This is a genomic window from Salmonella sp. A1325, assembly GCF_056991255.1.
In genome coordinates this window covers 145,813-161,708 of the sequence record NZ_JAMLWO010000006.1, presented here as the reverse complement: position 1 = coordinate 161,708, position 15,896 = coordinate 145,813, and the positions used below count along the sequence as shown (strand labels likewise).

General features: G+C 41.6%; 9 protein-coding genes. 3 read left to right on the top strand and 6 right to left on the bottom strand.

The features are described 5' to 3' along the window. Positions 1-90 precede the first annotated feature (90 nt). Positions 91-393 (top strand): hypothetical protein, encoded by a 303-nt coding sequence (locus NAZ64_RS13800; RefSeq protein WP_483640966.1) that lies wholly within the window; start codon positions 91-93, stop codon positions 391-393. Positions 394-440: 47 nt separating this feature from the next. Here NAZ64_RS13800 and NAZ64_RS13795 read toward each other — a convergent pair whose 3' ends face one another. The 3 genes from NAZ64_RS13795 to NAZ64_RS13785 are packed head-to-tail and all read right to left on the bottom strand — an operon-like array spanning position 441 to position 9,861. Continuing rightward, on the bottom strand, positions 441-3,818 hold the full coding sequence (locus NAZ64_RS13795; protein WP_024797444.1) for a DEAD/DEAH box helicase family protein: 3,378 nt from the start codon (positions 3,816-3,818) through the stop codon (positions 441-443). A gap of 2 nt (positions 3,819-3,820) precedes the next feature. Then, positions 3,821-6,949 (bottom strand): site-specific DNA-methyltransferase, encoded by a 3,129-nt coding sequence (locus NAZ64_RS13790; protein ID WP_220569446.1) that lies wholly within the window; start codon positions 6,947-6,949, stop codon positions 3,821-3,823. Between the two features lie 20 nt (positions 6,950-6,969). Beyond that, positions 6,970-9,861: an SNF2-related protein gene (locus NAZ64_RS13785; protein WP_483640965.1), complete on the bottom strand. Its 2,892-nt coding sequence runs from the start codon at positions 9,859-9,861 to the stop codon at positions 6,970-6,972. A gap of 389 nt (positions 9,862-10,250) precedes the next feature. Here NAZ64_RS13785 and NAZ64_RS13780 point away from each other — a divergent pair, with 389 nt between their 5' ends. Then, the gene (locus NAZ64_RS13780; RefSeq protein WP_220569444.1) at positions 10,251-10,619 is read left to right on the top strand and encodes a hypothetical protein; all 369 of its coding nucleotides are present in this window, start codon (positions 10,251-10,253) and stop codon (positions 10,617-10,619) included. 396 nt (positions 10,620-11,015) lie between these two features. Then, positions 11,016-11,891, top strand: a complete 876-nt coding sequence (locus NAZ64_RS13775) for a phosphorothioated DNA-binding restriction endonuclease (protein WP_220569443.1) — start codon at positions 11,016-11,018, stop codon at positions 11,889-11,891. Between the two features lie 458 nt (positions 11,892-12,349). On the opposite strand, the gene NAZ64_RS13770 is transcribed toward NAZ64_RS13775, so the two are convergent. The 3 genes from NAZ64_RS13770 to NAZ64_RS13760 form a co-directional block, all read right to left on the bottom strand. After that, on the bottom strand, positions 12,350-13,066 hold the full coding sequence (locus tag NAZ64_RS13770) for a YebC/PmpR family DNA-binding transcriptional regulator (protein WP_000532939.1): 717 nt from the start codon (positions 13,064-13,066) through the stop codon (positions 12,350-12,352). Positions 13,067-13,624: 558 nt separating this feature from the next. Next, positions 13,625-15,256 (bottom strand): class I SAM-dependent methyltransferase, encoded by a 1,632-nt coding sequence (locus NAZ64_RS13765; protein ID WP_220569442.1) that lies wholly within the window; start codon positions 15,254-15,256, stop codon positions 13,625-13,627. Between the two features lie 4 nt (positions 15,257-15,260). Then, a complete protein-coding gene (locus tag NAZ64_RS13760) occupies positions 15,261-15,518 on the bottom strand; it encodes a YjhX family toxin (RefSeq protein ID WP_001054380.1) in 258 nt (85 codons plus the stop codon). Positions 15,519-15,896: the final 378 nt, after the last annotated feature.

Sequence of the window (15,896 nt, the reverse complement as noted above, 5' to 3'; positions counted from 1 at the left end):
ATTATCGTTGATGTAATATATTCAATATTGAAAGAATATAATGAGTTATGGTATATTCTGTGGACTGTTATTATAAATATGAGTATTATAATGAAATTGCTAAACACTTACGAAGATAAAGATGAAGCAGAGGATGCATTAACAAAAATCTCGGGTGAGAAAAGGCTTGCTAGTGAAAGAGATAGTACGGAAACCATTTATAATCTTTTTGGTCAAGCAACGTGGAGTAATTTTTATAAATTAGAAATGTTCTCTCTCCCGGAGTTGCAAAAACTACTTGAGCTGCGAAAGGCTGGTCAGCCTATAGATCAATCCAAGCATGCTGAAATAATGAACACACTGAATCATGTATCACGAGCTTTCGATTTAGAAGTTCCTGCACATTGGTTGTGATGCTTGCCCCATATCTTAAATAAGAAATGGGGCAAGAAGAATGGTTGTTAAGCAACCATCTTTTTGAAAAGCTTCTCCAGATAAATAGAACCAGTATCCTCTATAAAGAGTACGTTACGTTCTTCAATTTTATCTTTAGGTTCGGATACATTTATTAAATCAACGAAACGAGTTTCAGAAATAATAAACGCACTTAGGCTTAATTTATCATCAGATAATTTCTTCTCAAGCTCTTTTATTTCCTTGTACAAGCCAAATTTAGCATCGTCAAGATTCAGATTTCTAATACCTTTTGGATCAATCAGGCTTAACCATTGCTTCCCACTTTCATCATCAACTAGCCACAATAAAAAGTCAGGATAGAAGTTACCCGCAGTAGCGAAACCTAAGCCTTTAGCTTTGGAATCAGCATTGCGCAACAAGTATAAGTTCTTATTGCCGATGGTTTTTTGACCTTTTGGTGTTTCAATAAATTCTTGTAAATCCTTAATGAAGGTAATTTCGCTCGGTGCATCAAAGGCGGTTGGACGCATTTTTAGCGGTAAATCAGCATTTTTCTCAATTGAAAGAAGAGGATAATATAGATGCTTGTCGAAGGTTACAGCAATCATGCCGGGAGCGTTCCAGGATTTAGCTTTACCAATATCACCTTGAGCGACGATCTGCTGCAATTGCTCAAGTCGCTTTGTATAATCCAGACCGTCATCAGACTCTTCAATTTCAAAGTGATACATTTTGATCATGCATGGATCGTCTTCATTGACTTGAGTTATTTCATAGAATTGACCTTCATAAGCATTCTTTAATGCATTATAAAAGCGGTCGGTATAATCAGTCAGAAGGCGAAGCATAATATCTTCTTGCTTAGCAATATCGGAATACTGCTTAATTTCGAGCTCCGATGCCGGAATCGAAAGCGTGTACCAATTGTTTGCGATATTCGCCTTTCCAAGGCAAAAATCGATCAACCGTTGTTTATCCAGACGTAAATTTGACCATCCACGCTGTAGTTTATAGGCCTGAATAGCGAGATAAAGACGATCAAAATCAAACGCACTGATTACTTTATAATCTAATTTAGCCTCGTTTCTGACATTAACAGGTGTATTGTCACCCTTCCTGCTCGTATCAATCGACTCAAGTTTAGGATATAAATCGAGTTTGATGTGTGGATGCTTTATCTTGCCTTGCAGTTCAGCAGGAACCTCATAAAGCTCAGGAAAGTAAACACGCTTGAAGCCGTTTTTTTGATTATCCTTGTAGCCATCTTTGAGCTTAAGTGTTTTAAGCTTTGTATTAGGCATGTTTGGCCGAGTTTCAAAATTTAGCTCTAGGATCTCATCACTTGGCGTTATTCCTTCGTCTTCGAGATATTGTTTAAATGTTGCCATATAGTCAGCACGAACACCGAAAATATTCAGTGTCTCTAATTTCTCCAGATGCAGTCCTTTAGGACGTTCTCCTGGTGTGCTTCTTTTTAAAGAATAGTTGCGACCTTTCAGGCGTACCCCGCGACCAAAAAGCTGAATAATCTGTGAGCCTTCCCCACGCCCCATATTGAGTAGACCCATAGTTGATACACGCCAACTGCTCCAGCCCTCAGTAAATTTTCGGGACCCAATTAAGATATGCAGTTGGGAATCTTTATCGTTCAACGTATGGAACAGAGACTTGGCAAAATCGTCTCTTTGATAATCGAACGTCGTATCTTCCTCGCACATTTTATAAAGAGAGGGTGAATCGCCAATATTGATCAAACCAAAAGGTTCTGCTTCACCGACCTGTAATGCAAGTTCACCTTTACTTCCGATCAAATTTAATACTCTTAACCGCTGACCTGAATGTGTGGTATTAAACAGGCGAGCAAGGATATCCAAATAGATATCTTCCGGTCCATTTATTAGAGCAGTGAAGCGTTTTTCAAAGATGTTACGATCTTTGGTATCCAGAATTCTGGCTTTATTTTCAACAAGATCCCGAATCCATGATTTTGCTTGTACTTCATTGTTTAAAAACCATGCTAAAAAACGCAGTACTGCGTGAATATCCGAGTCTTCACCACTGACAGTGTTGCCAACAAAGACCCATAATGGTTTTTCAATGTTGAATTCGCCTAACTTATCTTTATTCTTATTGAATAAATATTGTTGCTGGTAAAAACTGAGTAAACAAGCAGTGAAGTATTCGTAGCGATGCTCATCTTTTTTATCTTCATTGGGATTAAGGTTAAGAATCAGAGACTCTTTTCCATAGCCATCTTCATAGAAAAATTTATAGGAATAGTCGAATAGAATTGATTTACCATAAACTTCTCTTGTGGCCTGAATACGCGCATCACGTAACTCCTCTGAGGTCAGCTCTAATTTTTCTAACTGCTCAGCAGTCAGTTTTCCTAATGCAGTTGTCTCAAAGAGTAATTTTGCTTTTTTCTTTTTGATTTCGGCTTCGACAGCTTCAACATTATTTCCGCCAGATACTGCTTGTCCAAAAGTAGCCGAGTATTCGAATGCAAAACCGTCTCGTGTTAATTTGTCGCGACGACGCATCCAGGCACCAGCAGCAGTCCCTGTTCCTTTATGACCTTCATCAATTAGAACCAGATTGTTGCCTTCAAATGCCTCAACAGCAACGGTTTTATCACCCATGTCATCAGCAAGTTTATTGATATCAATAACTTCAACGGTACCTTTAAACGGAGCTGATTTGTTCTTATCAAACAACTGAATGTGGGAAAAACCAGAATTATACAACTCATCCAAGTGTTGTTGTGAAAGACGTTCGTCTGGCGTAAGCAGGATGATTTTATCCGGATAATGATGAGTATTACCATTCTGATAGTAATGTAGGTACTGTAAAATATTTACATGTAATAACAATGTCTTACCGGAACCTGTAGCATTCCAGTATGCCAGTTTATTCAAATCATCCAGGATGTATGATTTAAACTGATTAGCTCTATCCTTTGCTGTTTCATTATTTTCAGCATTGTATATATTGAGTTCACTGTTAAGACCATCAAGTAATTCTTGTTTACGATTGAAGTACCAATCGAGATAGATCTCAGTAAACAAAAGAGACAGGTATTGAAAATATTTCATATTCAATACAGTATCTTCTTTAAGATTACGATGCTCTGTTATTTGTTGCCAGTGCTTAACAATATTAAGATCGTAGCGACGTAATTCATCGAGGTCGATGAGATCGACCTCGAATAAGTAGTTACTTAACTCATGGAAGAACAGGCTTTGGCCATCTTCATGAATACCTTCAAATCGGTCTTCACCTAAACGGATTTTCAAACCATGCAGTGTACCGTCTTTAAAAAAACGGAACATAAAGCGATTTAAAACCAGCTGCTTATGAAAACTTAATTTGCTGTTAGTCTGCTTTTTGACGGCTTTTCCGGTAGTGGGTTTTTTAGCCATTCTTAAACCTCCTCAGCAAACATTAAGTTTAGGAACTCAGGTTCGATCTGGCGAATTTTCAAACTACGGACGATTTCACCGTCTTCTTCATCAACTGTAAATGCAGTTGGTAGGTTATGATCGCCATTGATATAAATAACATCAAATGTTTTCTCTTTAGCATATAAATCAAAACGGTTAGCGTATTTATTCAACTCTTCATAACCGATTTTATCGCAGTCGCGCCATAGTATTAGCGTACGTTCTCCTGTAGGCAGAGTTCCTTCTATCCGTACATAGCCCCGCTCAACGTTGGATTCAATAGATTTCACATGTAACCCAATAAGATAATTGAACGTTTCGATTAAATCGATACATCGAGGTTCAGTTGCTCCTGCGGAATCCATAGCAATGTCCATTTTATATTTGAATGGATTCTGGAAGCTATCCGTGTTGATTAAAGAGTTTTTACTTTCCTCTTGTAACATATAATTTATCAAATAATTGTTTTTGACATTTGATGATGCATCTTCAAAAAGATCTCGATTTTTATTTTTTAATGAAATGTTATTCAGAGCATCCTCGTAACTCTCGATTTTAATGGTTTTAATGATGCATGATTTATTGCGAATTTGGGTTGCCTTCCCATCTTTCCATTGAGCAGAGAATATACATTTCAACATTCTAGGCTTAGTTATAATATCAAAATAGTCACCTTGCTCAATAAGTATTGAACGTCTTGAACCATTATCATCATCATTCATTGCTATTACTGCATGACCTGTACTAGCAGAACCAGCAAAATAATCTAAAATAAGGCTTTCTTTATGTGCACCAGCAACTTTCAAGCTGTCAATTACTGCTTTAAATGATTTAGGAAATAAAAACAATCTATCTCGGGTAAACATAGACGATAGAAGATTAGTACCATGAGAACCAGCTGCATAAGCAGAATCATCCCACCACGTTCCTGGCAATTTGCCATCATCATTTATATAATTTCTACGATAAACCTCATAACGACCACGCACAATCTCGCATTTAAGATGTGCAATTTCCTTCTTGGCTCTATCAACTCCCCATTTCCAGACTCGCTCTGTGCCTGTTGAGTCAATAGGGAAAATTATATCATGTGAATGATATTGAGATAGATCATAATCCCACTCATCATTTTCATCATTCCAATACATTTCCGGTATAAATATTTTATTACCAGAGTGAACTATTGGGTAAAATTGTTTTGGTCTATCCTTTCTACTTGAGTCTGTGCCAGTTTTTCGAAAGTTTTCCCATAAATATTTTAGGCCGTTTTCATCCGTTTCATTATAACGTTGATTTTGAGTGTCATTTCTTGGTAAACGTCCGACAGATTCTACAAGGTCCGTTTTTCTGTGGAAAATTGCATACTCATGATTAATAGAGAACCCTGATACCGTGGAACGACCTTGTGGATTATTTCGGATTGGTACAGTAGCTAAGTGGTTTTCGGCACCGAATATCTCATTGTTTATAAAAATACTGTTTTCAAGTTCGTAATCATCAATAGTAAAAACCTGAATCCCTCTTTCAGAGAGTAGTTGATAACCTTCAGACACTCTATTTTCAATTAAAGTATTCCAGGCGCTATGTTTGAAACCATTCTTATAAAGAATTTCTGAGGCATTAGTGTTGTAAGGAGGATCGATATAGATTGAGTCAATGCGATTTGCATATTTGTTTTTTATTAATCTTAAAGCCTGAAAATTATCACCATTAATTAAAACATGATCAATTTTGGCATCTAAATTCTCGATAGAATTAACAATTTTCTCTTTGAATCTATCATCAAATAATTCTGTATCAACTGGTAGGTATTGAAGATGTGAGCAAGTATCATCTGTGATGAATCCTAATTCTTTCCATCTTTCAATTTGATTTTTATTTGATAAAGCCTCAGCTTTAAGTTCTTCGCTTAAAATGTCTAATGTTACGGTATAATTAGAGGAAACAATAAACTTCTTCTTGTTCCATAGTTTTTTCTGAAAATTTTCAATTTGTGCTAAAAATGCAATTAATTCAAGTGCAACTGAACGCAGGCACTGGATCATGCGCAGTTGTTTTTCGATATTTGAAAATATTTCTGCATTTTGTAAATTATCAAGATTCATGACTTCATTTTTAATATAAAAATCAAGTTCATTAGTCAAGAACCCACCAAGATCTTTGTGTATAAAGTAGTCTGCTGTATTACGCTGAGTATAGGTAGTAAGATGGCGTTCTAACTCCGTACGCATCGGATTCTTTTCTGTCGGTACTCGTTTAGCAAGGTCAACCCAATGCTGCTGGACATTATTGTCTGACAGAATTTTTGAAATAGCTGACTGGACTAATGTCTCTTGCTTAGTCCCTTTCTTCATCGCTTTGTATTCAAAATGAATAATTAATTCTTCTGTGTCAACGGATTTGCCATCAACAATCGATGAAGTTTTAATAACTTCGACTGGTTTATATTCTTGTTCGTATTCTTCACCTTCATCATCAAATTTAGTACGTACATGAGGCTCAATAAGAACAAAGCAGCGATCTAAATCATTATCTTTACGGTTATCTTTTGCCGTATCTGCTGCAAGTAATTTGAAGCTAACTTTTCGGCCATCGGCTAATTTAAACGAATAGTTGGCAAAATTTTCACCGCTTTTAATATAATACTGATCTTTATTTGCCCAATGCAGCATGACTTCTTCACCTGCATATGGGATAGCGTAAGTATTTCCTTTATAACGACGCTTGCTAATGAAGTCACCATTGTCGTAATAACGTGAGAAAAAAGTGAGCAAGTGGGAGAAAACTGCATTTTCGTGCTCACTGGCTCCAGAGGTTATAGTAGACAATTTCTTTTGAATTTCTTGAACTTTTGGGCTTTCATCTGATTCAAAACCAGCATCTGTTGCCGCTTTGATTGCGAGATGTAACTGTTGTTCTAAGTCTGCTTTGTTAGCGTTCTCTGCATCAGCAAGTGCAGACTGAATTTTAATCTTCAGTTTATTCTCAAGATAATCATTAATTTCATCCGCGCGGGCATTCAAAATGCGGTAAATGCCGAAATCCAGCTCTGGTCGATCAATCTGAAAAATTTCTTTAAGTTTCTTAACTAATTCGTTGTATTTACTCATTGTTTTCTCTTATAAATCAACTAAATAACTTTCCAGCGAATGGTAAACAATTCTGCGATCTCTGTTTTCTGCTTCATTCTCTCTTCAAGGGCACTGATCAACAGGTCTCGTTTGTCTGATATTTCATCTTCAATATCAAAAATCTCCATTCTCTGGCGCTTCTGTTGTCGCTCCAGTTGTTTTAGTCTTTCCTGGTTTTGTTTTTGTTCTTCAATGGATTGTGCCAGTCTTGCATCTCTCCTCAAAGACTTGATTTGCATTTTCGTATCGCGTAACGCTTCTTCCGCAGCATACATCACATCCTCTGCCCATTTTTCCAGCTTATCTCTTTCTAGTTCAAAGAGGGCATTGTTCTGCTCCATGACTTCAGCAAGTTGGGCATCGATTTGTCTCTTTTTGAGTAAGAGCAGGTCATCGGGCAGTGTGTTCGCCTCTGCAGACATACTTTCTCTATCGCCTGGTGTTGCAGCAATCTGAAACAACCGCTTGCATGCTTCACCGTCTATTATTTGCCCGCGATCGGTCTTTGCCGTAAAGACTAAAAACTGCTGTGTGTTAAACGCATCTACAGTAAGCAAGTTCAGCGTCAACCAACCCGCCTGTCCTTTTAGTTGCTCAGCAACGGAAACTTTCGTTGCATGGTCACTGTAATTGAAGATGACTTCTGCCATCTCCGTATCTAGCCTTTTGGCGTTATCAATCACATACTCACCGAGAGAATGGTTGATGCGATACGCAAAACTATGATGTTCTTGCCTTTGTAACTCACTTTTTTGGTTAACACTTCTGCGTAGTAATTGATACTGCCCTACTGGTAACCCATTGACTGGCTCGCACAATGTGAAACGGTGATGCTCATGATCAAAATTGGCACAATGTTTAAGTTGGTAATGTGTCACCGCCCAAAACCAGCGGCCAACCTTATCTAAGCGCTCTTGTGTTTCATCAAGCCTGATCTTTAGAACATCGTGAATATCTTCATCAAAATGCTCGAGTAGCTGCTCTTGAGTCTTTTGCATCTTGAGGTTAATTTCGTCTTCAAGCTCTTTTCGCAGTTTTTCAAAGGCGGCCTCAATCTCTTCAGGTGTCCGACATGACTCATAAATGGACTGAATTTTTTTTTCAAAGTCTACGCCGTTTTCAATGCTGCCCAAAACACTGTCTGATGCCCCAAACACACCATCGAAAAGATTGAATTTCTCAGTCAACAATTCCAGAACACGTTGATCTGCTTGATTTCTTTGGTTAAGGAAGTTAATAACCACCACATCAAACTCTTGCCCGTAACGATGGCAACGACCAATTCTTTGTTCAATGCGTTGAGGGTTCCATGGCAAATCGTAATTAATCAGCAACGAGCAGAATTGCAGGTTAACCCCTTCCGCTGCTGCTTCAGTAGCGATCATAATTTCAGCATGATCTTTGAAATGGTCGATCAATGCCGAACGTTTATCAATCTGCGCCGAACCTGTGATGCGAGAAGAACCACGATATTCTTCAAGCCATTGCTGATAAATTTGGTTTGTCTGCGGCGTGTTGTTGGTACCACTAAAAGTAACCACTCTACCCAGATAACCATGATTTTCTAAGAAGTGAGCAAGATATTGCTGAGTTCTCATCGATTCTGTAAAGATGATGACTTTTTTTGCTGCCCCCATTTCTGCAAGCTGTGCAAAACCTTGCTCCAGGCCAAGGAGTAACTCCTTTGTTTTAGTATCAACACCAATTTGTTCAGCTTTGAAGATGAGGGTCTCAAGCTCATTGATTTCAGCCTGAAGTGCTACTAGATCGATAATTTTGTGCTCTGTATCAGCGTTGAATATTTCATCACCTTCAACGATGTCATCTTCAAGATCATCATCAACAATAATCTGCTGAATGATATCTAGCTCATCTTCAACGATGCCTTTGTGCTTTAGTTTCTCAAGACGAATCTTAAGTATCTGTAAGTTATTCAAAACTGCTTTCGTACTCGACGAAAGCAGTTTTCTGAGAATAAGCCCTGTCAGATGCCTGTGTCGCTTAGGCAGCGCGTAGCTATCCTCACGTTCCAGCAGATTTTGAACACGCTCATAGAGTTCATGCTCTTGTTCACTTGGATAGAATGGGATTGTGATGGCTTTACGTTCCGTATACTTGACGTACTCGAGTACATTCTTACGTAATGTTCGTTTGATAAAGTGCGCCAGTCTCCCTTTCAGCTCCACCATATCACTGTCTGTCTGCATATATTGCTTTCTGAAAGCCTTAGGGTCGCCGAAAGTGTGCTCATCAATAAGTGTCGATATGCCGTACAGTTCCATTAGCGAATTCTGCAAAGGCGTTGCCGTCAATAACAATTTTTTCCGGCCATAAAGCGCGCGTTTTAATGCTTGTCCCATCTTGTTACTGTCGCGGTGTGCATTCCGGAGTTTATGAGCTTCGTCAATTACCACTAGATCCCACATTTCAGCTACCAGCTTCTCTTCTAACCTGGCTGCATAGTGGAAGGACATTATTGTTATCGATTTGTTATTTAGAGGGTTATAGACACCTTCTTTTTGAAGCTGGCTGAAAGTCTTTGCATCCAATACCTGTGAAGGTAAGTTGAATTTCTCAATTAGTTCACTTGCCCACTGGCGACGTAAAGACGCTGGGCAGATGATCAGTAGTTTTCGCTTCCTTTCTGCCCAGTATTGGCAAAGTACTAATCCCGCTTCGATGGTTTTACCCAAGCCGACTTCATCGGCAAGTACCACGCCCTTACTTAAAGGATTCTCTATAGCAAATAACGCCGCCTCAATTTGGTGAGGGTTGAGATCAACGCTGGCATCAAACAATGACTGAGAAAGACGATCCACGCCATTGTTTGAATGGAGGATAGAAAGCTCATGCGCAAAATATTTAGCATGGTAGGGAGTTGTACCGATCATCTAAGCTCGCCCTTGTTTCCTGACGCTGAAATCACTGTGTATGGTCCACGACTTTAGCATGTCACCGTGCCCTCTGAACTGCTAAGTCTTAGATGCCCTCAGGCGAGCACCATGCGGATTAAGCGATGCCGATCTTATCATTTTAACCCTTACAGGCCGATATCTGATACAAAAGTTGATACGTGATAATCCGGTCAATATCTCCTTGCAATTGAAGTGGTTTTACTTTTTCTTCAACGCTAAGATTGCCTTCAAGTTAAGTAATGCTGCACAAGCCTGCCGGGAAGACTATGTATCTGAGCAAACCGGTGAAAATAGAACATTAATGAGATTAAAAATGAATACCGCTGAGGACTTCAACCGGCTTTATGCCGACGTAGGGCGTAACATTGAGCAAACTAGCTGATATTGCAGGGCTTCATGTTGAAAACGAAGATGGCAAAAAGCAGCTTAATGCTATGACGGCGCAATTACAGATTCTGCAGGATACTTTCAATCAGAAATTGGCTTATCTACAGCAACATGCCGAATGGGACAAGTTTACCCTTGCTTTTTTTGGCGAAACTAACGCTGGAAAAAGTACAATTATTGAGTCTTTGAGAATCTTGTTCGATGAAACCACCCGCCGACAGCTGCTACAAAATAATCAAAATGATCTGCATAAGGCGGAGCAAGAGTTGCGCGAAAACTTAACGCAGTTACGAAAGTGTACTGATTTTTGGCCCGTAACCGAAATCACGTGTGGTGTGGGGAGCTAATGAGGCAATTTAGGGTTAGGATAGGTATTGTTGATGGGTGAAAAACACACAACTTTGTGATCTTCCACGCAGTATTCAATTTTATGTCCCATTTTGGGGGCAAATCCCCAAACTAAAATCTCAAAACCAATTAATTTTCAATAGATTAAATGAAAAGGCAAGTCCGGCCTTCGCACCAAAAGCATATAAATGGACCTCAACTGAGGTCTTTTTGATGCCTGAAATCCAGAAGTTACCTACCTTTCTCGGTTGAGCGCTGTGTTTTTTCCGTTGTTATCAGAATGCTAACCGTCACTACAGAGCCGACAGACAAAATGTATGTCTGCAATAATGTCTTGAATGTACATATAGTTGCGAGCATCATCGCAACTATGTGCTCATGGATTCTTCAATGTAATGACCTCTGACAAAACTCTAAAGCAAGCGATATCAAATATTACTATTTGGCGCAAAGGCGAACAGCGAGCACCGCATAAGCCGTTATTGCTGTTATATGTTCTCTCGCACTATCGGCAGGGTCACGATCGCCTGTTTGATTATGGTTCTGAAATTCATGAGCAATTGCTGGATTTGCTGGAGCGCTATGGGCCACAGCGCCGTGAACAGCGCCCGGATATGCCGTTCTGGCGTCTGAAGGGCGATGGTTTCTGGGAATTGCAAAACGCGGAATTCTGCTCAACCAGCGGTAGCCGCCAGCCGCCCAAGCGCGAACTCATTGAATATAATGTTGCTGGTGGGTTTGATGCCGTCAATTTCGCGCTGGTAACAAAAAAACGTAAGCTAATCGACACGCTGGCGCAGCAGATCCTTGAGGCGCATTTTCCGACCAGTATTCAGGAAGACATCGCTGACGAGATGGGTTTTGATATTCGCACCTCTCTCAGGCAACGCGATCCGAAGTTCCGCCAGGCGGTGCTACGAGCTTACAATTATCAATGTGCGGTCTGCGGCTTCAATATGCGCCACGACAACGCCCCTATAGCGCTTGAAGCAGCTCATATCAGATGGAAGCAGCATCATGGTCCTTGTGAAGTACCTAATGGCCTGGCGTTGTGCGCAATCCATCATAAAGCGTTCGATCGTGGTTCGATTGGCCTGGATGAAAATATGCGCGTGGTGGTTTCCGACGCGGTGAATGGTGGCGGGGTGGTACAGCGGCTGTTCTGGGATTTTGCGGGGAAAGAGATCGCGTTGCCGCAGATGAAAGAAAATTATCCGGGTGAACGGTTTGTGGAATGGCACAATAGGGAGGTGTTCAGAGGAGGGCATTGATCTGGGGGAGGATTTTGAGTGTGGTATACGTTATCTGTTAAAAATAGCTCCACATCAAAAGCATCAAAGTAATCGGCCACGGTTCTCGCACTATGGTCTGTAGCGCGCTGGTGGAGTCACACCTGTGGTCAAGCGACGCGGTAGAGCGCCAGCGGAATTTATAAGGGCGGTGCCTTAAAGAGCACAGGGAGATTGTAAGCAACCCGATATTGCTGGCTTTTGCTTAGCTTGCTGACGGGATTCGTCGTATGAAACATGAAAATTACCTCATGTTTCATATAAGGATTCGACACTATATCAAAACCGGTAACTCTCAATCTTTCAAGGCTATGTGTCAGATCAGGTCGTGACAAGACACATAAATTTAAAAATCTATATATCTGGCCAGATAGACTTTTTTATAACAGCTTTATAAATTAAACAAATCTGCCATAGTGACAGATTTGTTTAATTTATAATTAGAGGTTTGCAACGTTATGATATACTTTTTGCACATCATCATCATCTTCAAGGGCATCAACAAGTCCTTCAAAGATTTCTAAATCTTCTGGTGAAAGTTCAACTTCTGATTGAGCAATCATTTCTAATTCTGTTGTTGAAAATTCAGTAATTCCAGCTGCTTTTAGCGCTGCAATTCCTTTATGCAGGTCTGTAGCTTCAGTATAAATAACGATGTTTCCTTCTTCTTCGGTTACATCACGAACATCAACTTCAGCATCAAGCAAAATTTCAAAAATATGGTCAGGGTCTGTTCCTTTAAATACAATCACTCCAGTATTGTCAAACATATAGCTGACAGCACCTGCCGCTCCGATATTCCCGCCTTTTTTATTAAAAATTGTGCGGATATTAGCAATCGTACGGTTAACATTAGACGTCAACGTTTCAGCGATAACCATTGAACCATTTGGTCCAAAGCCTTCATAACGCCCTTGCACGAACGTTTCATCTCCGCCACCTTTGGCTTTATCAATGGCTTTATCAATAACATGTTTTGGAACCTGTGCTTGTTTCGCACGTTCAATAACGAATTTTAAAGCTGAGTTTGATTCCGGATCTGGTTCACCTTGTTTAGCCGCAGCATAGATTTCTACACCAAATTTTGCATATACTTTAGACGTTGCACCGTCTTTAGCCGTTTTTTTAGCAACAATATTTGCCCATTTACGTCCCACTGGAAACATCTCCTCAAAGAATTATTTACATTAATGGCAGGTTAATAACCTGCATGTTTTTCTGCCGCATTATATCATAATATATAAATTCTCGTCTATGAGAAATAAAAATATCCAGCTTTTACGGGGGATTACTTTGATTTTAACAATGGCCAATATGGTGGGTAAGTCATTTTTTAATTTTCTTCTGGTTCTTTTTTATTTTTAATAATTGAATCGCAGCAATAACGTCTTATTGATGGTGGTTTCGCTCATCAGGTGAGGTGGAACGCTTGCACGTCTTGCGACATATTGTGGCAGAAACTTAATGGCGAAATTAAGAGCCTATCCCATTAGGGCTATTTTACTTGCCATTTTGGACCTGGGCAGTGCTCAAAATCCTCACGTACTACGTGTACGCTCCGGTTTTTGCGCGCTGTCCGTGTCCAAACTGGCTGCGCCAATAACGCCTACTGGGATAGTCTCTAAGACGATATATTCCCGCCTTGAGCCGCGTTAATTTGTTGCATACTTTTAAATGGAGGTATACCTCTTGTAGGCTATACCTCCTGCTTCACGTTATCGCGCGATTAACGCAAATACGCCCCAGCCAAAGTATTCTCGTGTCCAGGTGACGTGACGTTTGGGGGCTACCGTCAGTTCTGTTCGAACCTCTTGCGCAAACTCATCGTCAGGGTTTTCCTCCAGCCAGCGGCGCATGGTCATCCACTTCGCGGCTTCATATCTGTCCCAGCCTTGCGGGTCCGCCAGCACCATTTCCACTACGTCATAGCCGAGTTGGTCGAAAAAGGCGACCAACTCGGGCAGGGGACGAAAATCGGCGACGGATGAGACGCCACAGGCGTGGGCGATCTCTTCCGTTGCGGGGATCCGACGCCAGTACGGTTCACCGATGAGAATGATCCCGCCTGGTTTGAGGCTTTTGGCCAGCAGATCTATTGTCCCCGCGACACCGCCCGCAATCCAGGTAGCGCCTACGCAGGCCGCCACGTCATATTTTTCCTCATCAATATAACCGGCCGCGTCGTTATGAATAAAATGTACATATTCACTGACGCCGAGCTCTTCTGCACGTTGTTTTGCCTGTGTGGTGAAGAGCGGGCTTATGTCAATGCCAGTACCTGTAACACCGTAATCGCGAGCCCAGGTGCAGAGCATCTCACCCGAACCGCTACCGAGATCGAGAATCCGCGTGCCTGGCTTCATGCGTAACGCATGGCCCAGTGTGGCGTACTTTTCCGCTGTAAACGGATTATGGATACGGTGTTCGCTTTCGCTAATGGTAAAAATACGTGGGATATCCATTGGGTTATTCCTTTTACTGAGGGCAATACCCTCAGAAGTGGATGCTTTTTCAGCCAGCAGCGCAAACAGCTTGCCTGCAAAAGTCTCGCCGACCGGCCAGGTGTGACTGTCCGGGCGCTGCAACACAGTGAAGCCAGCATCACCAAGCAGGCTGATATATTCATCATCGCGCCAGGCCTTCATTTGACTGCCGAAACGGGTGGTACAGCCGTTTTCCGCTATCGCCCAGAACTGCGTTGAGCTGGTTTGGGCCTCTTCATCCCAGGCATTTTCCGTTAACAGCAGATGAGGCTCGGCAAGAAACAGGCCGTGCGGACAACGCTGCCAGCCTGGCTGCGCCATGCCCTGGCGTTTAACTTCATCGAAGGTATGCACTTCAACAAGCAGTTTGCCGTCCGGTTTCAACCACTGCGCGCAACAACTGATGAGGCTTTGCGCATCAGCAGCGCTAAAGACATTCAGTTCCCCAAACGTCATCATAATGAAATCAAAAGGTTCCGTGGGGTGGTACGTACGAATATCCTGCTGAATGTAGTCAATATTCAGGTTTGCGGCTTGCGCCTGCTGGCGAGCCCATGTGATGGATGCCGGAGAGAAATCTACGCCTGTGCAGTGAAACCCACGCTCCGCTAACAGGCGGGTATAAAAACCGGGTCCACAGCCGAGATCCAGAATGCGGGCGCCAGCGGGTAACAGACGGGTAATCCATGTTACCTGTTGCTCAATCACGGTTAGCCGGCGGCTGGCCCAGTCGTGGTCCTGCGACAGATGATTTTCCAGCATGCGTTGGCTGAAGGCTGGCTCGTCCCAGGGGATTTTGCCTTCATCGGGTAATAGCCGAATGCGATGCGTTGCAAAAATAACGGCGCTGATATCCATCATCATCTCCTTAGCGATTGTCAGGCTGGGCGCGAACGTTGTTCAGCCCGGTTGTATTAATGCGGTAGGGCTGACCATTAACGGATTTGATCAGCTTTTTGGTTTTGAGTTTTTTGAATACAGCGAGCGTGCAATCGGCGAGCAACAGCCCTTCGCGGCTATAGCACTCAACGGCGGTGACGCGGCCTGACGCATCGCGGATGTGCGTAATGCGTCCGCCTTTGGCGAGAACGTGTAAGGTGCGTTGTTCCTGACGGGATAAATTCATACTGAAGAACCTGTTTAATCATCATAGGCAAAACGTGCAAACACACTGCGGTGTCCGCATTCGATTTCGGCACATTGATAATCAGTCCGGCCTGAAAAGGTCGGGGAACTGATTATCAGATGATGACATTCTCCAGCATCAAAGCCTCGGGTTGAGTTGAAAGGTATTTACGTCGTGAATGATAACACCTGATTTCTGTAAGTGAATAACCGGGAGTGAAAAGTGTGATCTCAAAGGGAGGATCATGCGTTTAGTAAGTCAGTTGAATCGATCCCGCCGCTACCATAATGAATATTGATTAAACTCATATACCCGATAATGGCCGCTTTGATAATCTCGGCGTATCTTTTTAGCCATTGACAGGGTTGTTGCGTTGAA

Excerpts from the sequence above, each read along its gene's own strand:
- NAZ64_RS13790 (WP_220569446.1), bottom strand. The coding sequence starts at position 6,949 with ATGAGTAAATACAACGAATTAGTTAAGAAACTTAAAGAAATTTTTCAG.
- NAZ64_RS13795 (WP_024797444.1), bottom strand. The coding sequence starts at position 3,818 with ATGGCTAAAAAACCCACTACCGGAAAAGCCGTCAAAAAGCAGACTAAC.
- NAZ64_RS13760 (WP_001054380.1), bottom strand. The coding sequence starts at position 15,518 with ATGAATTTATCCCGTCAGGAACAACGCACCTTACACGTTCTCGCCAAA.
- NAZ64_RS13785 (WP_483640965.1), bottom strand. The coding sequence starts at position 9,861 with ATGATCGGTACAACTCCCTACCATGCTAAATATTTTGCGCATGAGCTT.
- NAZ64_RS13765 (WP_220569442.1), bottom strand. The coding sequence starts at position 15,256 with ATGATGATGGATATCAGCGCCGTTATTTTTGCAACGCATCGCATTCGG.
- NAZ64_RS13800 (WP_483640966.1), top strand. The coding sequence starts at position 91 with ATGAAATTGCTAAACACTTACGAAGATAAAGATGAAGCAGAGGATGCA.
- NAZ64_RS13775 (WP_220569443.1), top strand. The coding sequence starts at position 11,016 with ATGACCTCTGACAAAACTCTAAAGCAAGCGATATCAAATATTACTATT.